Here is a 21,456-nt window from a genome sequence, read left to right on the forward strand (position 1 = left end):
AGCACATCGCCCGGCTGCATGCCGCCCTTGCGCATCACGCTCTCCATCTTTTCATCGATCAGGCCGTTGATGGCAAAGCCCAGAGCCAGCTCTGCGCCCTCGCCCGTGTGACCACCGACCAGGGCGCAGCCTGCGGCGTTCAGCACTTCGATGGCCCCGCCCATCATCTGGGTCAGCAGGTCTTCGACCTTGCTCTCCAGACCCGGCGGCACGGTGACCACGGCGGTGGCTGTTTGCGGCTCGCCTCCCATGGCAAACACATCGCCTAAAGCGTGGTTGGCTGCCACCTTGCCAAACAGGTAGGGGTCGTCTATGAATGCCCTGAAAAAGTCAACCGTCTGCACCACCGCCATGCCCGGCGGCACGCGCACCACGGCCGCATCGTCTGGCGAGTGCAGACCAATCAACACATCTTCACGTTCGACAGGCTGCAAGCTGCCCAGTGCGCGGGACAAAATGTTGGCGCCTACTTTGGCACCGCAGCCCCCGCAACGCATGGCGATGGCCGAGATGGCTTGAAGCGACTCTTCGGACGTCAGACTCAAACGCGAGGTGGACGCTTTGCCTTGACTTTGAAGGTTCTTGAAAAGTTGGCCAAGGGTGTCCAGCGCTTGGCGCACATGGGCCACTGGGGACGGGTGACCTGAACTGTGCATGGCGGGCAGGTCAGTGAAGCGCCGCATGAAAGTTCTGTCAATTCGGTCTTTCCACCGCCAGACCCAATCACCCCCAAAGCCCAATGAGCCGCGTGAACCCACGGCATAGCGGTTGCCGGTTGAAATCAGGGCCAGCCAGTGGCGTTGCGGGCTATAGGCCAATAATTTTTGTCCGCGCAAGCTGCGTCGCAAATTCGCGGCCAAGGGCTTGGCCATGCGCACCGCAAAAACGCCGGCTTTTTCGAGGGAGCGATCGACAAATGAAGCCACATCGCCTGCGGCAAACACCAAAGGGTCGTTCAAAGACTGCAATTGCGGGTGGACCAAGATGAAACCTTGCGCGTCCAGAGCGAGCCCCGTGCTTTGCAACCAAGCCGGGCCACCTGCCTGCGTGACCCACATGGTCTCATCGGCGTCAAAGGTTCGCCCATCGCGCGTGTGCAGGCAACCGGGCGAGACTTGCACCACTTCGGCATGGGGATGCACTTCGACATTGCGCTCTTGCAGCACATGTGCAAACCGTGCGCGCACACCCGGGTTGTGGGTGGGCAAAATGGACTCACCGGATGTCAACAGCACAAATTTCAGGTCTTCTGGGTTGCGCCCCAAGGCCTTGAGCTCGTGGCGCAAACGGTATTGCATGGACAACACCAGTTCCACACCACCCGCGCCGCCACCCACCACCGCGATCGTCATGCGTCCTCGGTGGGATGGCCATTGGCGCGCCTTGTCCAGCAGGGCCAGCCAGCGCTGGTTGAACTGTGCAATCGGTTTGACCGGTGTGGCCAGCGCTTGCGCGCCTTCGATGTTTTGTACTTGGGGCGTCGAGCCGGTGTTGATGGACAACAGGTCGTAAGCCACCGGTGGCCGGTTGGCGCAGATCACACGCTGGTTTTGGCGGTCAATGCCCACCACCGCATCGCGGTAAAAGCGTGCACCCGCAAAGGCACACAAACGACCCAGATCAATGTGCACTTCGTCAAAGCTGTAATGCCCTGATATGTAACCCGGCAACATGCCAGAGTAAGGCGTGTCGATGTCGCTGCAGATCAGCGTGAGGCGAACCCCTGGCTCAGGCTGCATGGCGAACATGCGCAGCACGCCCACATGGCTGTGGCCGCCGCCAACCAACACCAGGTCACGCAGCACGGGTTGAGGGGTAGATTGCATTCTCAAAAGGTCCAGGGGTTGACATGCACCCAGTGGTGCCCGGCTGCTGGGATCACAGCCACCGCTCAAGTGTGCCACCAGATTAAGTAGGGGCAACTGTCACTTTTTGATCTGATGTAACGTATTGAATTCAGAATCAAGCCATTTTGACCAGGAACCCCCTTTCATGCACCCCACCTTTCCGCTTTTGAAGGCCACCGACTTCCCAGCCATACAGCGCAAAACCCTTGACATCTTGCAGGTCAACCTGGGCTACAAGTGCAACCAAAGTTGCTTGCACTGCCATGTGGGCGCAGGCCCCAACCGCACAGAGATGATGGATGCGGTCACCATCGATGGTGTGTTGGCAGTGTTGGCGCGCCGAAACATTCAGACCCTTGACCTCACTGGGGGAGCGCCCGAACTCAACGACGGCTTTCGGTCATTGGTGGTGCGTGCGCGTGCTTTGGGTGTGCGGGTCATTGACCGCTGCAACCTGACGATCTTGAGTGAGCCCGGCCAAGAGGGTTTGGCCGAATTTTTAGCCGACCACCAAGTCGAGGTCACGGCTTCCTTGCCGTGTTATTCACCGGCCAACGTGGACCGCCAACGGGGTGACGGTGTGTTTGAGCGCAGCATTGCCGGTCTCCAGCAGCTCAATGCCTTGGGCTATGGCCAAGCATCGCACCCCGAGTTGGTGTTGAACTTGGTCTACAACCCCCAGGGCCCTTCCTTGCCGCCGCCCCAAGAAGCCTTGGAGGCTGACTACAAGCGCGAGCTGCTGGCGCATTTCGGCATTCGGTTCAACCACCTGTTTGCCTTGACCAATATGCCGGTGCAGCGTTTCGGCAGCACCTTGGTCAGCAAAGGTCAATTTGCCACTTACATGCAGTTGCTGCGCAGCGCCTACCGGCCTGAAAACCTGGACACGGTGATGTGCCGAACGCTCATCAGTGTGGATTGGCAGGGCCAGTTGTACGACTGCGACTTCAACCAAATGTTGGGCATGGCAAGCCCTCTGTCTGGGCCCAAGCCGGCCCGCATTGAAGACCTGTTGACCTTGGATGTCGCTGGTCAAACGATCGCCATCGCAGACCACTGCTACGGCTGTACCGCGGGTCAGGGCAGCAGCTGCGGGGGCGCTTTGGAAGACAAACAGGCCATAGCGGCCATGGCGCATTCGGCTTGAGATGCCCTTGCCCACGTCGTCCTCTTTGTGCATCGTGGTGCCCGTGCTGAATGAGGCTCAAGGCATTGAAGCTACATTGCGCGCTTTGGCACCTGTACGCCAGCGTGGCGCTCGCGTGGTGCTGGTGGACGGTGGCAGCCAAGATGACACCTTGGCCCTGGCCCGTCCGAGCGCCGATGCCGTGATCGTGTCCCCGCGCGGACGCTCGGCCCAAATGAACGCTGGCGCTGCACTCGGCTGGGGCGATGTATTGCTGTTCCTGCACGCTGATACCACTTTGCCTGAGCGGGCCGATGTGCACCTGTTGAAGGCCTTGGCCCAAGGGCGCGCTTGGGGGCGCTTTGATGTGCGCATCGACGGGCGGCCGCGCATGCTGTCGGTGGTGGCCATGATGATGAACCTGCGCTCGCGTTGGACCGGGATTGCCACGGGCGATCAGGCCCTCTTCATGCGCCGCGAGGCCTACGACCAGGTGGGCGGCTTTGCGCCGCAGCCCTTGATGGAAGACATTGAAATTTCCAAGCGACTGCGCGTGCTTGGCGCACCAGCTTGCCTGCGCGAGCGGGTGATCACCTCCGGGCGGCGCTGGGAGCAGCGCGGTGTGTGGCGCACCATTGCCTTGATGTGGCTTTTGCGCTGGCGTTATTGGCGAGGAGAGTCTGCGCACGTTTTGGCTGAGGATTACCGGTGAGCACAGCATTGATCATTTTTGCCAAAGCCCCTGTCGCCGGCCAAGTCAAAACACGCATGATCCCGGCCTTGGGGGCGGAAGGCTCGGCGCATCTGGCCCAGCAGTTGTTGCTGCATGCGGTACAGCAAGCAGCGCAAGTGCCTTGGAATGCGCTGGAGCTGTGCGTCAGCCCCGACGGCACGCACCCGGCTTTTGCGGTGGCACAAAAACTGACGCAAGACCTGACGCAAACCCCCACCGTGCCCAAGGTCCCATGCCATTTGACTCTGAGCGTTCAAGGCGATGGCGATTTGGGGCAACGCATGCACCGCGCTTTGGTGCGCGGTTTGTCGCAACATGCGGCGGTCTTGCTCATGGGCACAGATGCTCCGGGTCTGAATGCTGTGGTGTTGCAGCAAGCGGCACAGTGCTTGCAAACGCACGATGCCGTGTTTGTGCCCGCGCACGACGGGGGCTACGCTCTGGTGGGCTTGCGCCAGCCAGTACCTGAGCTGTTCGAGGGCATGGTTTGGAGCACGGCCAGCGTCATGGCCGATACCCGGATTCGCGCCCATCAAGCCGGTGTTCGCTGGTTCGAACTGGCGCCGATATATGACATGGACGAACCCACCGATTTGCACCATTTGCCGCCTGATTGGCCTAGCCGATCTGATTTGCTCAAAGCCATTTCAAATCCATGAACCCAAACACCCAAGCAGGCCGCAGTTGCCCCCTGCACTACCAATACGGCCCCGACGTTTTCAACTCAGCCCCCGACCCGCAGTTGACCGATCTGGACACGCTGTATGTGGTGGGTGGTCTGTATGGCAACGAGTTGGCGCTCCACGAGGTGCTGCGCCTGTTTGAACAAGAGTCCGGCCGCAAGCGTCTGGTGTTCAACGGTGACTTTCACTGGTTTGACATCGACCCGGCCATCTTCGCGCGGGTGCAAACGGCGGTCTTGTCGCATGTGGCTTTGCGCGGCAATGTCGAGACCGAATTGGCGCAAGACGACCCTGACCCCGAGGCCGGCTGCGGCTGCGCCTACCCCGACTGGGTGGGTCAAGACGTGGTCTCGCGCTCCAACCGCATCTTGAACCAATTGCGCACGGCCACCATGCCCGAGCAGCGCGCGCAGCTGGCCGCTTTGCCCATGTGGCGCGTGGCGAGGGTGGGTGATGTGCGCGTGGGTCTGGTGCACGGCGACGCACAGTCCTTGGCTGGCTGGGGCTTTGCCCAAGAACACTTGCGCGACCCCGCACATCTGCCCTTGGTGCGGCGCTGGTTCGAGCGGGCGCAAGTGGACGTCTTTGCCAGCACCCACACCTGCTTGCCGGTGTTTCAGCAGTTCAGCGTGCCCGGCCGTGCCCGCAGTGCCTGGGTGCTCAACAACGGCGCGGCGGGCATGCCGAACTTTCAAGGCGATGCGGCGGGCTTGCTCACGCGCATCGCGCGCACAGCGTTCTCGGGACCGCAGCGCCGCTGCACGGTGCAAGTCCACGGCCTGCACTTCGAAGCCATCGCCATCGAGACCCCTGCGGCAGCAGCGCAAGCGCGCTTTTTGCAGCAGTGGCCCGAGGGTTCCGACGCACACGCGTCTTATTTTTCGCGCATTGCGGCAGGCCCGGCCTACCGTGAAGCCGATGTCATTCGTTGGGAGACTTGAACATGCTGGCCATCATCGGAGGCACCGGCCTCTACGAACTTCCGAGCTTGCGCATCACGCAGCGGATCGAAGGCATCACTCCTTTTGGGCAGGCCTCGGGCGATGTGCTGCGCGGGCAGTACCACGACCAAGAGGTGCTGTTTTTGGCGCGCCACGGCAGCGGCCACCGTTTGCTGCCGCACGAGGTCAACTACCGGGCCAACATCTTCGCCCTCAAGCAAGCCGGAGCCACGCAGTTGCTCGGATTTTCAGCCGTGGGCAGCTTGAGCCTGGAGGTCAAGCCCGGCGACATGGCCATGCCCGAGCAGTACTTTGACTGGACCCGTGGCCAGCGCAAACGCACCTTCTTTGGCCAAGGCGTGGCTGCCCATGTGTCCACCGCCAAGCCCGTCAGTGTCGGTTTGGTGGATGCCGTCTCTCAGGCCGCGCAGCGCTGCGGCTTGTCGGTGCACCGGGGCCTGACCTATGCCTGCGTGGAAGGCCCGCGTCTGGGCACGCAGGCCGAAAGCCATTTCCTGCGCCAAGCGGGTTGCCACCTGGTGGGCATGACCAATGTGCCCGAGGCTTTCTTGGCCCGCGAAGCCCAGATGGCTTACGCCACCGTGGGCCTGGTCACCGACTACGACTGCTGGTTGGACGATCCGGCGCAGCACGTCAGCGTGTCTGGCATTTTTGATTTGTATGGCAAGACCTTGGGCAAAGCCGCGCAGGTGCTCGATGCCTTGCTGTCGCAGCCCTTGCCCGAGCCCGACCCGGCCAGTCGCCAGGCTCTGGCCAGCGCCATGCTCACGCCCGATGCGGCACTCACGCCCGAGCAGGCCCAGTGGTTGTCGGTGCTGCGGCGCTGAGCGGCCTCACCCGCTGAGCGCTTTTACCCAGCGGTGCAAAGCGGCGCGCTCGGCTGCAGGCGCAAACAAAGGGGCGCGCACAGCGCACTGGGCCTGGAGTTGCTTCAGCGCTGGGGTATTTGTGCGCAGCGCCAACAAGGCGTTGGCCAATGCGTGCGCATCACCGGGCTCGAAGTAGCCTGCGTAATCTTCGCCCAGCAGGCCCACATTGCCGTCGATGCGCGAGGCCAGCACGGGCGAGCCGCTGCACATCGCCTCCATCAGCACATGCGCGCCACCTTCCATGCGGCTGCAGTGCACCAGCAGGTGCGCGCGTTGGATGCGCTGCAGGGTTTGGGCGTGGGGCACAGCTCCCAACCAGCGGTAATGCGGGCACTGGGCCTGCGTGGCCTCAGCCGCTTGGCCCAGTGCTGGGTCGAGCGCAGCGCCAATGTGGTCGATGAACACGCCCGCGTCTGGGGGCAACAGACGCGCTGCGGCCATCAGGGTCAGCGGGTCTTTTTCTTCGCGCAAATGGCCCACCATGAGCACGCGCAGGTGGCGCGAGGTTTTGGGCAGGGTCTGGCGCGTGCCGGTTGACTGAAAGATCACGCGGGCCTTGGCCTGGTGCTCGCTGGGCAGGCTTTGCACGCCCAGGCTTTGCAGCACCACCAGCGAATGCGCCAGGGCCAAAGAGCGCTGCGCTTGCGGGTCGTGCGCGATGTCGCGGTACAGGTCGGTGCCGGTCAGCACCAGCCCCAAGCCGCGTTGGCCATGCCGGGCATGCCAAGTCTGAATCGAGTCGGCCGAGCGGCGGGCGTGGAGGGCCAGCATGAGATTGTCATCCTCTGCCTGCGCGTCAGGCCACTGACGCACGATGCGCGCGCGGTGCGGCAGCAGCAAACGCTGCCAGCGGCGCGCGGTTTGCCAGTTGCCGTTGTTGGCGTCCGCCAAGGCGGGGCTGACGATGACGATGCGCAGGGGATTCATGGTCTGTTTATAGCCGAGCACTCTGAAACGCAGTCAAGAGCAGTGGCTTTGGATAAAACTACCTTTTTTGTGTTCAATTCCCCCTTTGAATTTCGGATAAATCTGAATGTATTCTTTAATCGTTCCGTTTTTTGTAGAATATCGAACTTGTTTGCGATTCTTTCATACCCAGGACCATTTCATGATTCGCTTTAGGCGCGCACCGCTGCCACTGCACAGGCATTCTTTGAACACCATGGCGTGTTTGGCCATCTCGGTGGTCGTTTACGCAGGGGCCATCCCGGCTTTGGCCGCCACCCCAACCAGCACTGCCAGCGCAGCGCAGACCACAGGCCCCAACCGTGCGGCCGAGGTGCAAGAATTTGACACGGCCAGTTTGGAGGCCCTGGTCCTTCAATTCAACCCCTTGCTGCGGGCCACCAGCCAGTCCGTCGACGCTGCTCGGGCATCGGTCACTTCGGCCGGTGCTTTGCTCAACCCGCGCATCGACTTGTCACGCGGGCCTTGGCAACAATTGGGCTCGGGCTCTGCTTCCAGCCAAAGCTGGACTTTCACGCAGCCCATCGAAAACCCCCAGCTGCGCAGGGCGCGCATTGACAGTGCCCAAGCCGGTGTTTCCAGCGCCGAACAGCAGCGTGCCAACGTGCGCAACGATTTGTTGGCGCAATTGCGCATGCGAATTTTTGAAGCCTTGCTGCACCAAGGCGAAGCCGAAGCTGCAGCAGAGTCTTTGGGCTTGTTGGAGCAAGTCCAGCAGCGCGTGCGCGTTCGGGTCAGCAGTGGTGAGGCGCCGCGCTATGAACTGATCAAAGCCGACTCCGAAGTCATCAATGCCCGCGAGCGCCAGCAAACCGCCGCCTTGCGCGCCGACAACACGCTGCTTGAAATCAACCGATTGGCAGCCGGTCAGCTGCCTGCCCGCTGGAAGCTCAAGTCGCCCACCCCCAGCGAAAGAGCGCTCAACCAAACCCTGGAGCAATTGCAAGCCAGTGCCAGCCAGTTCAACCCCGAGTTGAGGATACTGCAGCACGAGTTGGACCGTGCCCAATCGCGTTTGGCAGCTGTACGTGCCAGTGTGATGCCCTCGGTGGACCTGCGTTATTCGCAAATGTCAGACCCTCAGGTTCGCCAATCTCAATGGGGCATCGGCGTGCAGATCCCCTTGTTGGATCAACGCAGTGGCCCCATTGCCGAGGCGGTGGCGGAGCTTGAAAGGGCGCGTACACGCTATGAGGGCCGACAAGCCGAGATGACCCAACAAATTCTGTTGGCTTGGCGGTCTCTTGAAATGTCTCGCCTGCGGGTCGAGGCCTTGAGCCAAGGCGTTGTTCGCGAAGCCGAGTCGGCCTTGCGTGTGGCTGAAGCAGCCTACCGTTTTGGCGAGCGTGGCATTCTGGATGTGCTGGACGCCCAACGTGTTTTGCGCAGCGTGCGCGCCGACCTGTTGCAGGCCCGTTACCAGATGCAAGTCGCCCGCATCACCCTTGTTCAACTCAGTGGCCGCTACGCCGCCGATTCCAACCCATCCGTGAAATGAAACCTATGTCCATCCATGTCCGATCTTTCGTGGGCACGCGTGTCTTGCTGTTGTCCGCTGTTTTGAGCGCAGTTGTTTTGGCAGGCTGTGGCAAGCCCTCTGCGCCAGTGGCGGCCGAGGTGGCCAAACCCGCAGGGGATCCCTTGCAAATCAAGGTCGAGCCTTCTATGGCCAGCCGGTTTGTGGCGGGCGAAGTGCGCATGAGCATCCTGGTTCCGATCCAAGAAGTGCCTGGCCGAATTGAGGCCAATGAACGTCAAGTGACGCGCATCGGCGCCTCGGTCACCGGCCGTGTGACCGAGCTGTTGGTAGAGGTCGGTGACCGCATCAAGGCGGGCCAACCCCTGGCGCGGATTGCCAGCCCTGAGTTGACACAAGCCCAGATGGCCTTCTTGCGCGCCCACTCCAATTCGGGCTTGGCCGAGCGTGCCGTGGACCGTGCGCGCCAACTTTTCCAAGCCGATGTGATCGGTGCGGCCGAGCTGCAACGCCGTGAGTCTGAGTTGTCGGTGGCCCGCGCCGAAATGCGCGCATTGAGCGACCAGCTCAAGTTGTTGGGTATTTCAGGTGCTCCGCTCGAGGCGCTGCGTGACCAAGGCGCTTTGCAATCCCACGCGCCCATCTTGGCCACCCAATCTGGCGTTTTGCTGGAGAGAAAAATCAGCAATGGCCAAGTGGTGCAACCCGGTGACCACCTCTTTACCGTGGCCGATTTGGGCAACGTCTGGGTGAGCGGTGCTTTGCCAGAGCAAACCGCGCGCTCGGTGCGCATCGGCCAACAGGTGGACATCGAAGTACCGGCCCTGGGCAACCGCCAGTTGTCGGGAAGAATCATCTATGTGGGCGACGCTGTGTCACCCGAGACGCGCACGGTGCCGTTTCGCACCCAGGTGGAAAACCTCAGCCGTGACCTGAAGCCCCAAATGCTGGCCACCATGCGCATCCGGGGCGAGGCCGCCAGTGAATTGGTGGTCCCCAACGACGCGGTCATCCGCGAAAGTGACCGTGACCATGTGTATCTGAAAGTCGGCGAAGGCACATACCGGTTCACCCCGGTCGAATTGGCACCCGCACAACACGATTTGCGCCCGGTGATCCGTGGCCTCAAGTTGGGCGATCTGGTGGTGGTCGAGGGAGCTTTCCATTTGCACAACGAGCGCAAGCGCGCTGAACTTCAGTAACAAGGAGCAACCCCATGCTGAAGTCTTTGATCCGCGCCGCCCTCACCCAGCGTTTGCTGGTGGTGGTGGTGGCGCTTGTGTTGCTCGGTTTTGGCGGGCGCGCCGCCATGCGCCTGTCCGTAGACGCATTTCCCGATGTGACCAACGTGCAAGTTCAGGTGGCCACCGAGGTGCCTGGCCGTTCGCCCGAAGAGGTGGAGCGCTTTGTCACGATGCCACTTGAGGTGGCCATGACCGGTTTGCCGGGCCTGACCGAAATGCGCGCGCTCAACCGTGCGGGTTTGTCACTGGTCACCCTGGTGTTCACCGACAAAACCGATGTTTACTTTGCGCGCCAATTGGTGATGGAGCGTTTACTCGAAGTCACCCCCAAGATGCCTGACGGGGTAGTCCCGGTTTTGGGACCTGTCTCCACCGGATTGGGCGAGGTCTACCAATACACCTTGGTCCATCCGGACGATGGCCAGCGCAAGCTTTCCGACAGCGAACTGATGGAGCGCCGCGTCATCCAAGACTGGGTGCTGCGCCCCATGCTGCGCTCCATTCCGGGCGTGGCCGAGATCAACTCGATGGGTGGTCTGGAGCGACAATTTCAGGTGCTGGTCAACCCAGACCGCCTGCGCCACTACCGTTTGTCTTTGCGCGAGGTGCTCGAATCGATTGAGCGCAACAACGCCAACTCGGGGGGCGGTCTGCTGCGATCGTCTGCAGAGCAGTACCTGATCCGCGGCGTGGGCTTGATCCAAACCGCCGAGGACATTGGCAACATCATCTTGAAAGAGTCGGGTGATGTGCCCGTGTTCGTGCGCGATGTGGCGCAGGTCCAAGTGGGCGCTGCTGTGCGTCAGGGCGCCATCGTTCGAAATGGCGAGACCGAAGCGGTTGCCGGCATCGTGATGATGCTGCGCGGCGCCAACGCCAAAGAGGTGGTGGGCAGGGTCAAGACCAAGGTGGATGAAATCAACCAAAAGGGCATGCTGCCCGGTGGCCTGCAAATCGAAGCCTTCTACGACCGCACCGAGTTGGTGGATTCGGCTTTGTGGATGGTGACCAAAGTGCTGTTGGAAGGCATTGTGTTCATCATCATCATCTTGCTGTTGTTTTTGGGCGATGTGCGCTCTAGTCTGGTGGTGGTGGCCACCATCGTCATCACGCCTTTGGTCACCTTCATGATGATGAACCAGTTGGGCATTTCAGCCAACCTGATGTCGCTCGGGGGTTTGGCCATCGCGATCGGCCTGATGGTGGACGGCACGGTGGTGGTGGTTGAAAACGTTTTCCACAAGTTGGGGCAAGCTGGCCGCAGTCGAGAGTCCAGGTTGCGAACCATCTTGGAAGCCACCAATGAAATCGCCAAGCCCACGGTCTATGGCATGTCCATCATCATCTTGGTGTTCTTGCCCTTGATGACCTTGACGGGCATGGAGGGCAAGATGTTCGCGCCTTTGGCTTTGACCATCGCCATTGCCTTGGCGGTGTCTTTGGTCGTGTCGCTGTTTTTGTCACCTGTGCTGTGCAGCTATGTGTTGCGCGGCGGCAGCGACCACGACACCAAGCCGATCGCCTTTTTGAAGCGCCATTACCTGACGGTTTTGCATTTGGCCTTGGGCGCTGAAAAGAAGACGATCACGATTGCCGTGGCTTTGTTGGTCGGCTCCTTGTCTTTGTTTCCTCTGCTGGGTAAAAGCTTCATCCCCACCATGAAAGAAGGCAACATCGTTCCTCAGATCGTTCGGGTGCCCAGCATTTCACTCGAGGAATCGCTCAAAGTGGAGTACGAGGCGATGAAAATTGTCTCGCAAGTGCCCGGTGTCAAATCGGTGGTGGCCAAGCTGGGCCGGGGTGAGTCTTTGGCCGATCCAGCTGGGCCCAACGAATCCGATCCGATTGTGGTGATCGACCGCGAGGCCGGGCGCACCCAGACCGAGATTGAAGAAGACATTCGCAAAGCTTTGGCGGTCTTGCCGGGTGTGCAGGTCATCATGAACCAACCCATCGCACAGCGGGTGGACGAGATGGTGACCGGCGTGCGTTCGCAGTTGGCCATCAAGGTGTTTGGCGATGATTTGGCCGAGCTCAAGCGCATCTCTGAAGAGGTCGCGCGCATCACCAGCACCGTGCCAGGGGCGATCGACTTGCGTGTCGAGCGCTTGTCGGGGCAGCAGACCTTGACGATTGAAATCGACCGTCAATCGATTGCCCGCTATGGCATCAATGTCTCTGATGTCAACGACCTGATCGAAACCGCTTTTGGCGGCAACGAAGTCGGTCAGTTGTACGAGGGTCAGCGGCGCTTTGCCATTGTGGTGCGCTACCCACAAGAAAACCGCAATTCGATTCAGGCCATCCGCAACACGACCTTGAAAACCAGGGATGGCACTTTGGTTCCCCTGTCGGCCGTGGCCAGCATTGAGTTGCTGGACAGCCCACCGACTATCAGCCGTGAGTTTGGCAAGCGCCGCGTGGTGGTGGGCGCCAACGTGAGTGGCCGAGATTTGGGCGGCTTTGTCCAAGAGGTGCAGCAACGCGTCGATGCTGAATTGACCTTGCCCGATGGGTATTACCTGTCTTGGGGCGGTCAGTTTGAAAACATGGAGCGCGCCATGGAAACGCTCACCATCATCGTGCCGCTGACCATCGTGGCCATCTTTTTCTTGTTGTTCATGCTGTTCAACTCGGTCCGATTGGCCACTTTGATCATCTTGGTTTTGCCGTTTGCATCGATTGGCGGCATCTTGGCCCTGTTTGTGTCGGGTGAGTACATCAGTGTGCCTGCCTCGGTGGGCTTCATCGCCTTGTGGGGCATTGCGGTGCTCAATGGCGTGGTGCTGGTCAGCTCAATCCGCAAACTGCGCGAAGACGGCATGTCGGTTGCTGCTGCGGTACGCGAGGGTTGCGTTCAACGCTTTCGACCTGTGCTCATGACCGCCACGGTGGCGCTCCTGGCCTTGGTGCCCTTCCTGTTTGCCACGGGCCCAGGATCAGAGGTTCAACGCCCCTTGGCCGTGGTGGTCATTGGGGGTTTGATTTCCTCTACATTACTGACACTGGTCGTTTTGCCGGCGCTCTACAGGTGGTTCGACGACGTGCCACAAGAAGCTTAAATTTGGAGACAGTTGATGAAAGAAGTACGAGCCATCATTCGCCCGAATCGCCGTGAACGCTTGCGAGAAGCCTTGCGTGCGATCCCTAATTTTCCGGGCATGTCGATGTTCAGTGCCCAGGGCTTCACGGCCCCAGCCTCGATCGACAAGCGCACTGTGCGCGACGAATTGACCGATTTCACAGAGAAGTACATGGTGTGTGTGCTGTGCCCAGATGACATGGTGGAAACCATTCGCAATGTCATCGTGACCTCTTGCGGCACTGGCAATTTTGGCGATGGCTTGGTGTGGGTGCTGGACGTGGCCTCTGTGCACCGGGTTCGCAACGGTGAGCCCATGGCTTGAGACCGCTTTGAATTTGGCAATGGCTGGTATTTTTTGACTTTATTCGCTTTGTGATCTTTACTGTTCACGCACCCCATTTCAGATTATCTTGACAGGGCCTTACGTCAACACGCTGCGCACAGATGGCATCAGAGCCTTAGAAGCGGCTTTGTCACAAACCCGGCAGCGGACGCTGGGCTTGATGCAAGCATGGCAGTCGGCGGTGACCGATTTGTCGGTTCCACTTTCACCTCAAATGAATCCGCCGCTTTGGGAGTGGGGCCACATCGCTTGGTTTCAGGAATGGTGGACGGTGCGCAACCGCCAGCGCTACCAAGGCACACGCAGCGCTTCCTCGGGCAATGGTTTTGCTGCTTCGCTCTTGCCCCACGCCGATGCGTTTTACAACTCCAGTGAAGTGGCGCACGACAGCCGCTGGTCGCTGGCACTGCCCGAGCTACAACAAACCCAGTGCTATATGGCCGATGTGCAGGCGCACAGTCTGGCCCATTTGAGGGCTGCTCCGGATGCCAGTGATGAGGCACTTTACTTTTGGCGCTTGGCCATGCAGCACGAGGCCATGCACAACGAGGCTTCGGTTTACATGGCGCAAAACTTGGGCGTGGCTTTGCCGGAATCTGTGTGTGTAGGGCATGCGCAGAAAGTTGGCCCTGTTGTTTCCAGTCGCGCTTTGCCCATACCCGCCCAAGTCTGCACTTTAGGCCATGCCGGACCTGGATTTGCCTTTGACAACGAATGCCCCGCACACGCGGTGGCCTTGGCGGCGTTCGAGATCGATGCGACGGCCGTGACGTGGGCGCAGTACCTGCCCTTCTTGCAAGAAACGGGTTACGCCCTGCCACCCCATGTCCGCTTGGTGCAAGGTGATTGGCAGGTCCAAGTCTTTGGCCACTGGCAAGCGATGCCGATGGACGCACCCGTGGTGCATGTCAATGCATGGGATGCCCAGGCGTGGTGCCAATGGGCTGGCAGGCGCTTGCCCACCGAGGCTGAGTGGACCTGCGCTGCGAACACCCAGGGTTTTGTGTGGGGCCAAGTGTGGGAGTGGACGTCGAGCGATTTCGCGCCTTACCCGGGTTTTGTGCCCCATCCTTACCGCGAGTATTCAGAGCCATGGTGGCAGGGTCACCGCGTGCTCAAGGGCGCATGCCGGGCCACGTCGCAGCATCTGGTCGATGTGCGGTACCGCAACTTTTTTGTGCCCGAGCGGCGCGATATCTTCGCGGGCTTTCGCTCGGTGGCGCTTTAAAGCGCCATCAGGCCTGCGCCCACAGTACCGCAAAGCGCTGGGCTGGATCGGTCCAGACGCGGGTGCTGGCAAAGCCTGCTGAGCGGAGCAAGACCTCAAAGTTTGGCACCGTCCATTTGCAGGCGTTTTCGGTGTGGATGGTCTCGCCTGCCGCAAACAAGCGCTCGCCTCCTGGCCATTGCACGGTGACCGCTTGACGTGCCTGCAGGTGCATCTCGACCCGCGACTGTGCCGCATTGAAGCGCGACAGGTGCCGCCAGTCGCGCACCGAAAAGTTGCTGCCCACCAAGCGGTTGATGTGCAGCAGCAAGTTCAGGTCAAAAGCGGCGCTCACGCCCAAGGTATCGTCGTAAGCGGCTTCCAATTCGGCGGCATCCTTGACCAAATCCACCCCGATCAGCAAGCCACTGCCCATGGCCGTACCGCAAGCGCGGTGCAGGCTTTGCAAAAAGTCCAGGGCCTGATCGGGCGTGAAATTGCCGATGCTCGAGCCCGGGTAAAACAACACCCGTGGCTGCGCCGGGTCCAGGTCCAAGGCGTCTGGTAAATTCAGTCCGCCAGAAAAGTCGGTGCCCAAGCCCGTCATGGCCAGGCCCGGGTGCTGCCGCTGCAGGCTGCCGAGGGCTTGACGCACAAAGTCCACCGAAATGTCCACCGCCACATAGCGGGCCGCTTGCATAGGGCCCAGGAGACGCCCGGCTTTTTCGCAGTTGCCGGCACCCAGGTCCACCCAGCACGCACCTGTGGGCAAGTGCTGCGCCATGTCAGCGCTGTGCAGGCGCATGAGCAGCGCCTCGGTGCGCGTCAGGTCATATTCGGGCAGCTCGGTGATGGCTTCGAACAATCGCGAACCCAACGCGTCGTAGAGGTATTTGGGCGAGGTGAAGGCCTGTGGGGCGCTCAAGCCCTGCAAGAGTTCTTGCGCCACAGCAACGGCGTTGTGCTGGTAAAGCTGGATGAATTGGGTGGTGCTCATGAGGTATGTTAGGTCAGAGATCTTGCGGGTGTCACTGGGGGAGGAACAAGTCCTTGGTCCTTGTTTTGGGGTCGATCAGCGTCTTGCTCTTCGGGGTTGTTTCGCGCAATCGACGCCAAGCGTCTTGAATTCAGGTTGTAATCGAGTTTGTTTGTTTTTTTGCAAGGGCACCATGTTCAAAGCTTTTCTCTCCCCCATTTTGTCCAGCGTTTTTATCGGCCTGCTGGCACTGTCGGCCAATGTGGCATCGACGGCACAAGCCCAAACCACGCTGCGCGTGACCACCATTCCTGAAGAAGCCGCCACCGAGCAAGTGCGCAAATTCACGCCCTTGGCCAACTACTTGGAAAAGCAGCTGGGCATGAAGGTGTTGTTCACGCCCGTGACCGATTACCCCGCTGCGGTGGAGTCTTTGGTGAACAAGAAGGTGGACGTGGTCTGGTTTGGTGGCTTTACCTTTGTGCAAGCGAGCATCCGCTCGGGTGGCAAGATCGTGCCCATCGCCCAGCGCGAAGAGGACACCCGATTCCAATCGGTGTTCATCGCCAAGACCAACTCGGGCATCAAAAGCTTGGCCGACATGAAAGGCAAGCAGGTCTCGTTTGGCTCGCAAAGCAGCACCTCGGGCCACCTGATGCCGCGCAGCTTTTTGCTGCAAGCCAACATTGACCCTGAAAAAGACTTCAAGCGCATCGCCTACAGTGGCGCGCACGACGCCACCATCGCCTCGGTGGTCAGTGGCAAGGTCGATGCTGCTGCGCTGGACATCACGGTTTGGCGTAAGTTTGTGTCCGAAAACAAGGTCAACACGCAAGACGTGAACGTGTTCTTCACCACCGCGCCTTACTTCAACTACAACTGGTCGGTGCATGCCGACATGCCCGCCGATTTGCGCGAAAAGATCAAGGCCGCCTTGTTGGCCCTGAACCCCGCCAACCCTGAGCACGCAGAGATCTTGAAGCTCAACCGCGCCACCCGCTACATCGCCACCACGCCCGAGAACTACAAGGGCCTGGAGTCTGCAGCCCGCAGTGCGGGTTTGCTCTAAAACCAGAGCCCTTGCGCAGTGAGCATTGATCTGCAGTCTTTGGAGGCGCGCCACCCGGCCGCCCTGCCGGGTACGCCAGCGGCCTTGCGTGCGCTGAACCTGCGCTTGGGCGCTGGCGAACAGGTGGCCATCATCGGCCCTTCGGGCGCGGGTAAGACGACCTTGCTGCAGGTGTTGGCTTGCGCGCAGCGGCCCACGCAGGGCACGTTGCAGTTGTCGGGCGTGAACCCCTGGACGCAATCGCCTGGCGCGTTGCGCGCTTTGCGTGGTCAGTTGTTTTTGGCCCCGCAGGTACCCCCCTTGCCGCCGCGTCAGCGGGTGGTGACCTCGGTGCTGGCCGGGCGCTTGCCTGTCATGGGTTGGTGGGCGAGTCTGCGCTCACTTTTTTATCCATCCGACATCCCGGCGGCTTACGAAGCGTTGACGCACTTTGACCTGGGCGACAAATTGTTCGAACGGGTGGACCGCTTGTCGGGCGGTGAGCGCCAGCGTGTGGGCCTGGCCCGCGCCCTGCTGGCCCCGGCCAACCTGTGGTTGATCGACGAACCGCTGTCGGCCCTTGACCCGATGCGCGCCCGCATGGCCATGACGGCCTTGGTGGGTTTGGCGGCCGAGCGCCAAGTCACGCTGGTGGCCACCTTGCACCAGGTGGACATGGCCTTGGCGCATTTCCCGCGCATCGTGGGTTTGCGCGACGGGCAGCTGGTTTTTGATTTGCCGTCTGCACAAGTCAGCCGCGAGCACTTGGCCCACCTGTATGACCAGCACGAACACGAGTTGCGCGGCGAAGCGCCGATCAGTGTGGACGAGCTGGCCACGGCAACGCCTGCGCCGGCTGTGATGCATTGCCGCTGACGCGGCCTGCGACCTGATTCTTCACGCACGCGACATGTTTGCCACCGTTTCTCGAATACCCGATGCGCGACCCCCTGGGCTGCCACCGGCCAGCGCGCGTTCGGGTGCGCCCTCGCGAGATCCGGCGTTTTTATCTCGGGTGTTCTGGTTGAGCCTGGCGCTGGTGCTGCTGTGGCCATTGGGCGTGGCCACCGAGTTCCGACTTTGGGTGCTGTGGGCGCCTGAGAACCGCAAGGTCACGGCCGACTTTGTGGCCAGCTTTTGGCCGCTGGTGCACAACGCCGAATTCATCGACATGGTGGTGCGCGAAACCTGGCGCACCGTGGCCATGGCCACTGCGGGCGTCACGCTGGCGCTGGTGCTGGCCGTGCCATTGAGCCTGATGGCCACCCGCGTGTTGTCGCTATCGGCCTTGTCCGGCCGCATGGACCGCTGGCCTGCTGCGGTGCGTTGGTGCGTGCGGGCCACCTTGATCGTCTTGCGCAGTGTGCCCGAGTTGGTCTGGGCCTTGGTGTTTGTGCGCGTGGTGGGTCTGGGCCCCACAGCGGGCGTGCTGGCCATTGCCCTGACCTATGGTGGCATGTTGGGCAAGGTGTATGCCGAAATTTTGGAAAGCGGCGAAAGCCACGCCACCCAAACCCTGATGCGCAACGGCAGCGGACGCCTGCAGGCTTTTGTCTATGCGCTGCTGCCCAGCCATGCGGCCGAGCTGGCGTCTTACACGGTGTACCGCTGGGAATGCGCGATCCGCTCGTCGGTGGTGCTGGGCTTTGTGGGCGCGGGCGGCTTGGGCCAGCAGCTCGACAACTCGATGAAGATGTTCAACGGCGGCGAAGTCGCCACCTTGCTGCTGGTGTTCATTGCGCTGGTGGCGCTGGCGGACCGCGTGAGCGCTTGGTTGCGAAAGGCGCTGGCATGAAGTCTTTTGCACGTGAAGCGGCCAACCCGCCCTACAAATTGCCGCCACCCTTGTTTGACGCCCGCTGCCGCGCTTGTTGGTTCACGGCGGCCTTGCTGCTGCTGGTGGTGGCCAGTTTTGTGTCGCTGGACTTGGACTGGGCTGCTTTTGCGTCCATGGAGGCCGCACGCAGCATGGGCCGCTTTGTGGCGGAATTTTTCCCGCCCGATTTGTCGCCCGTGTTTTTGAACAAAGTGGCATGGGCCGCTTGGGAAACCCTGGCCATGTCGGCCTTGGGCACTGTGATGGCGGCGGCGCTGGGCTTGGCGCTGGCTGTGCCCGCCAGCCGCATGTCCGCACAAGACCCGGCTTGGCTGCGCAGCCCCACGCGCTGGTTGCTCAATGCCCTGCGCGCCATCCCTGAATTGGTGTGGGCCGCGTTGCTGTTGATTTCGGCCGGCCTGGGGCCCATGGCCGGCACCTTGGCGCTGGCGCTGCACACCAGCGGGGTGCTGGGACGCTTGTTTGCCGAGGCCATGGAGAACATACCCACCGGGCCGGGTGATGCCTTGCGCACCCAAGGCGTAGGGCCAATGCGTGTGTTCTTTTACGCCACCTTGCCCCAGGTGCTGCCGCAACTCATGAGCTACACGCTGTACCGCTGGGAGAACAACATCCGCGCGGCCGCCGTGCTCGGCGTGGTGGGTGCTGGGGGTTTGGGCCAGATGTTGTCTTTCCATATGGGCCTGTTCCACATGAACAAAACGGCCACCATTTTGGGCGCGATGCTGTTGATGGTGGCCTGTGTCGATGCGCTCAGTTTTGCAGCGCGGCGTTGGTTAACACGTTGATGCGCTCAGACACGGTGGCGTTCAGGCGCAGTTGATTCACTTCGCCATCGAGCAATGCCCCCCGCTGCTCGCCTGGCCGGAGCCTGCAGCGATCAGGGGTGGTTCGTTGCGCAGGTCCACCGGGTCGGAGGCCAGAAAGTCCCAAGCCAAAAACGCGCTCAGGACCAACCAAAAAACCGCTTGCAACTTGTGTGTGTGGCTCATGCGGTGCTCCTTCAAAATTGGTAGTGGCGGCGCACGCGCACGCCAATGAGCGTGCCCGCAAAAGCCAGGGGCACCCACAACCAACCGTGCAGGCTGCCAGTCGAGATGCCACTGAGCATGGCGCCGATGTTGCAACCAAAAGCCAGTCGTGAGCTGTAGCCCATGACGAAACCTGCCACCAAGCCAATCACCCATTGCTGCGTGGTGAGGGGCTTGCTGCCGGCTGGGGACTTGGCCGAGACCCACAGCGCACCGCCCAGAATGCCGATGTTGGTGATGGTGGTGACGTCCATGAACACGGTTTGCGTCAGGCGTTGTGCGTTGCCGGCTTGACCCCAAAAGGCATTGGCGGCAGGTTCAAACGCGCCCAGCGCCACCGAAATCTTGGCCGCCCACAGGCCAAAGCCATACACCACGCCCCATGGTTGCCCAGCCAGCAACAAGTTCAAGGTGGCCAATACGGCAAGCGCCACCGCGCCCCAGACCCAGCGTTTGTCGAGCCAGTTTTGGCCCGCGCCCACCCACAGGCGCACGGCCACCAGCACGGCTGCCAGCAAAGCCAGCGTCAAGACCAAAGCGCCGCCTGTGCCCAGGCTGGCTGAAAAACTGACCGGGGCCATTTGGCCCAGCGACAGCCAGCTGTCCAGGTGTACCGAGCCCAAGAAGCTGCCCAGTGCAAACAGCGGCAAGATGCCCATGTTGAGCGGTACGCCCAAGCCCGCTTTGTACAAACTGCCCGAGCCGCAGCCGTCGGCAATCTGCATGGTCAGCCCGAACACGAAGGCCCCCACCAGCAAGCTCACGCTGGGTGGCCCGAGGGCCGCGTGCAGTTCAGAAAATTGCCCCAGCAGCGGCAGGGCTGCCAAGCTGGCCAGGGCCAGCAGCAGCACTTGGCCGACCACGCCTTGCGGGTTGCGTTGTTCAATGAGTTGTCGCCAGCCGGTGGTGAAACCAAAGCGAGCCCCTGCCAAAGCTGAGCCCATGCCCACGCCCACCAGCATCAGCACGGCTTGCCGGATGGACACGGACAGCGCTAAAAAGATGAAAAAGGCGGCCAGCAAGGCCGCCAAAGGAAGGCGTTTCATGTCCTGAATTTATTTGAAGGTTTTCTCGGCCCAAAATTTGGCGTCGATCATCAGTTGCTTGGGGCGGCTGGGCACATTGGCCATGGGCAGGCCGCTGGCGTCTTTGGACCATTCCACCATCGAGCCTGCATAGAGCTTCACGTTTTTCTGGCCCAGCACTTCAGACATGGCAAACCAGTTGGTCGCAGCCCAGTGGCCAGTGTTGCAAAAGGACACGGTCTCTTTGGCCGGATCGATGGGGCTGGTAGCCGCCACTTTTTGGGCCTGCTCGGTGTTCAAAAAGGTCGAGGTGCCGGGGGCAAACCATTTGTCGTGCTCCACGTTCACCGCGCCTTGCAAGGTGCCGGGCACGCTGGCGGCCACATGGCGGGTCTCGCCCTTGAAGAATTCGGCCGGGCGTGCATCGATCAAGGCGGCGTCACCCGATTTGACGCGGGCCACCAGCTCTTCCTTGGTGGCGACCAGGCTCTTGTCGATTTGCGGCTGGAAGCTGCTGGCCGCTACTTTGACGGCTTGGTTGTTTTGCGGCAAACCTGCGGTGGCCCAAGCCTTCACGCCGCCGTTCAACACCGACAGCTCTTTGAGGCCCAGCACTTTGAGTGTCCAGTACACCCGGGCCGAGGCCCCAAAGTCGGTGGCATCTGCACCGCTGGACACAATCACCGCATGGGTGCTGGGGGACAGGCCCAGGCTTTGTACCAAGGTGGTCAGCTTGGGCAGACCGGGCAATTCCCCCGGGTTGCTGGCCGGGCCGCGCCAGGTGCCATAAGGCGCACTCACCGCGCCAGGGATGTGGTTGGCCGCATAGGATTTGGGGTCTCGGATGTCGATCACGCGCACATTGGCGTCAGACAGTTTGGCTTGCAGTTCAGCGGGGCTGAGCAGAGGTTGGGCGGCCAAAGTGGACGCAGAGAAGGCGGTGGCCGACAGGGCCAGAACCAGGGCAGTTATGTGTTTCATGGGGGCGTTCCTGAAT

20 protein-coding genes are annotated in these 21,456 nt (G+C 61.2%); 14 read left to right on the plus strand and 6 right to left on the minus strand.

The window, feature by feature from the left end; genetic code table 11:
• A partial coding sequence (gene selD, locus Q1M54_RS13480; RefSeq protein WP_300558075.1) for a selenide, water dikinase SelD occupies window positions 1–1,826 on the minus strand: 1,826 nt, incomplete at its 3' end.
• 166 nt (window positions 1,827–1,992) lie between these two features.
• Between selD and arsS the strand changes: the two genes are divergently transcribed.
• The 5 genes from arsS to Q1M54_RS13505 are packed head-to-tail and all read left to right on the plus strand — an operon-like array spanning window position 1,993 to window position 6,178.
• On the plus strand, window positions 1,993–2,994 hold the full coding sequence (gene arsS, locus Q1M54_RS13485; protein WP_300558078.1) for an arsenosugar biosynthesis radical SAM (seleno)protein ArsS: 1,002 nt from the start codon (window positions 1,993–1,995) through the stop codon (window positions 2,992–2,994).
• A 7-nt stretch (window positions 2,995–3,001) separates the two neighbouring features.
• Window positions 3,002–3,685: a TIGR04283 family arsenosugar biosynthesis glycosyltransferase gene (locus tag Q1M54_RS13490; protein ID WP_300558080.1), complete on the plus strand. Its 684-nt coding sequence runs from the start codon at window positions 3,002–3,004 to the stop codon at window positions 3,683–3,685.
• Window positions 3,682–4,365, plus strand: coding sequence for a TIGR04282 family arsenosugar biosynthesis glycosyltransferase (locus Q1M54_RS13495; protein WP_300558083.1), 684 nt, complete (start codon window positions 3,682–3,684; stop codon window positions 4,363–4,365). Before Q1M54_RS13490 ends, Q1M54_RS13495 begins: the two co-directional genes overlap by 4 nt.
• Window positions 4,362–5,330 carry a hypothetical protein gene (locus Q1M54_RS13500; protein ID WP_300558086.1) on the plus strand — a complete coding sequence of 323 codons (969 nt, stop codon included), beginning with the start codon at window positions 4,362–4,364 and terminating at the stop codon, window positions 5,328–5,330. The genes Q1M54_RS13495 and Q1M54_RS13500 overlap by 4 nt, the downstream gene beginning before the upstream one ends.
• Before the next feature lie 2 nt (window positions 5,331–5,332).
• On the plus strand, window positions 5,333–6,178 hold the full coding sequence (locus Q1M54_RS13505; RefSeq protein ID WP_300558089.1) for an MTAP family purine nucleoside phosphorylase: 846 nt from the start codon (window positions 5,333–5,335) through the stop codon (window positions 6,176–6,178).
• 6 nt (window positions 6,179–6,184) lie between these two features.
• Here the strand turns inward: Q1M54_RS13505 and senB are convergent, their stop codons facing one another.
• Window positions 6,185–7,147: a selenoneine biosynthesis selenosugar synthase SenB gene (gene senB, locus Q1M54_RS13510; RefSeq protein WP_300558092.1), complete on the minus strand. Its 963-nt coding sequence runs from the start codon at window positions 7,145–7,147 to the stop codon at window positions 6,185–6,187.
• 181 nt (window positions 7,148–7,328) lie between these two features.
• Between senB and Q1M54_RS13515 the strand changes: the two genes are divergently transcribed.
• From Q1M54_RS13515 to senA, 5 genes are all read left to right on the plus strand, one after another.
• On the plus strand, window positions 7,329–8,684 hold the full coding sequence (locus tag Q1M54_RS13515) for a TolC family protein (protein WP_300558095.1): 1,356 nt from the start codon (window positions 7,329–7,331) through the stop codon (window positions 8,682–8,684).
• 5 nt (window positions 8,685–8,689) lie between these two features.
• A complete protein-coding gene (locus Q1M54_RS13520) occupies window positions 8,690–9,865 on the plus strand; it encodes an efflux RND transporter periplasmic adaptor subunit (RefSeq protein ID WP_300558098.1) in 1,176 nt (391 codons plus the stop codon).
• A gap of 14 nt (window positions 9,866–9,879) precedes the next feature.
• Window positions 9,880–12,969, plus strand: coding sequence for a CusA/CzcA family heavy metal efflux RND transporter (locus tag Q1M54_RS13525; protein ID WP_300558101.1), 3,090 nt, complete (start codon window positions 9,880–9,882; stop codon window positions 12,967–12,969).
• Window positions 12,970–12,984: 15 nt separating this feature from the next.
• Window positions 12,985–13,314, plus strand: coding sequence for a P-II family nitrogen regulator (locus tag Q1M54_RS13530; RefSeq protein ID WP_300558104.1), 330 nt, complete (start codon window positions 12,985–12,987; stop codon window positions 13,312–13,314).
• An 88-nt stretch (window positions 13,315–13,402) separates the two neighbouring features.
• Window positions 13,403–14,563, plus strand: coding sequence for a selenoneine synthase SenA (senA, locus tag Q1M54_RS13535; RefSeq protein ID WP_300558106.1), 1,161 nt, complete (start codon window positions 13,403–13,405; stop codon window positions 14,561–14,563).
• A gap of 7 nt (window positions 14,564–14,570) precedes the next feature.
• Here the strand turns inward: senA and egtD are convergent, their stop codons facing one another.
• Window positions 14,571–15,539, minus strand: a complete 969-nt coding sequence (egtD, locus tag Q1M54_RS13540) for an L-histidine N(alpha)-methyltransferase (RefSeq protein WP_300558108.1) — start codon at window positions 15,537–15,539, stop codon at window positions 14,571–14,573.
• Window positions 15,540–15,711: 172 nt separating this feature from the next.
• Here egtD and Q1M54_RS13545 point away from each other — a divergent pair, with 172 nt between their 5' ends.
• Genes Q1M54_RS13545 through phnE form a run of 4 tightly spaced genes read left to right on the plus strand, consistent with a single transcriptional unit; the run spans window position 15,712 to window position 19,191 of the window.
• Window positions 15,712–16,587, plus strand: a complete 876-nt coding sequence (locus Q1M54_RS13545) for a putative selenate ABC transporter substrate-binding protein (RefSeq protein ID WP_300558111.1) — start codon at window positions 15,712–15,714, stop codon at window positions 16,585–16,587.
• Between the two features lie 18 nt (window positions 16,588–16,605).
• Complete coding sequence (locus Q1M54_RS13550) at window positions 16,606–17,442, plus strand: ATP-binding cassette domain-containing protein (RefSeq protein ID WP_300558113.1); 837 nt, start codon at window positions 16,606–16,608, stop codon at window positions 17,440–17,442.
• A 34-nt stretch (window positions 17,443–17,476) separates the two neighbouring features.
• On the plus strand, window positions 17,477–18,361 hold the full coding sequence (locus Q1M54_RS13555) for an ABC transporter permease subunit (protein WP_300558116.1): 885 nt from the start codon (window positions 17,477–17,479) through the stop codon (window positions 18,359–18,361).
• Window positions 18,358–19,191, plus strand: a complete 834-nt coding sequence (phnE, locus tag Q1M54_RS13560) for a phosphonate ABC transporter, permease protein PhnE (RefSeq protein WP_300558119.1) — start codon at window positions 18,358–18,360, stop codon at window positions 19,189–19,191. The genes Q1M54_RS13555 and phnE overlap by 4 nt, the downstream gene beginning before the upstream one ends.
• A 36-nt stretch (window positions 19,192–19,227) precedes the next feature.
• Here phnE and Q1M54_RS13565 read toward each other — a convergent pair whose 3' ends face one another.
• Genes Q1M54_RS13565 through Q1M54_RS13575 form a run of 3 tightly spaced genes read right to left on the minus strand, consistent with a single transcriptional unit; the run spans window position 19,228 to window position 21,440 of the window.
• A complete protein-coding gene (locus tag Q1M54_RS13565; protein WP_300558122.1) occupies window positions 19,228–19,395 on the minus strand; it encodes a hypothetical protein in 168 nt (55 codons plus the stop codon).
• Between the two features lie 11 nt (window positions 19,396–19,406).
• Window positions 19,407–20,480 carry a YeeE/YedE thiosulfate transporter family protein gene (locus tag Q1M54_RS13570; protein ID WP_300558125.1) on the minus strand — a complete coding sequence of 358 codons (1,074 nt, stop codon included), beginning with the start codon at window positions 20,478–20,480 and terminating at the stop codon, window positions 19,407–19,409.
• Window positions 20,481–20,489: 9 nt separating this feature from the next.
• Complete coding sequence (locus Q1M54_RS13575; RefSeq protein WP_300558128.1) at window positions 20,490–21,440, minus strand: sulfurtransferase; 951 nt, start codon at window positions 21,438–21,440, stop codon at window positions 20,490–20,492.
• Window positions 21,441–21,456 lie beyond the last annotated feature (16 nt).

It is taken from the genome of Limnohabitans sp. Rim8 (genome assembly GCF_943326455.1).
Lineage (GTDB): Bacteria > Pseudomonadota > Gammaproteobacteria > Burkholderiales > Burkholderiaceae_C > Limnohabitans_A.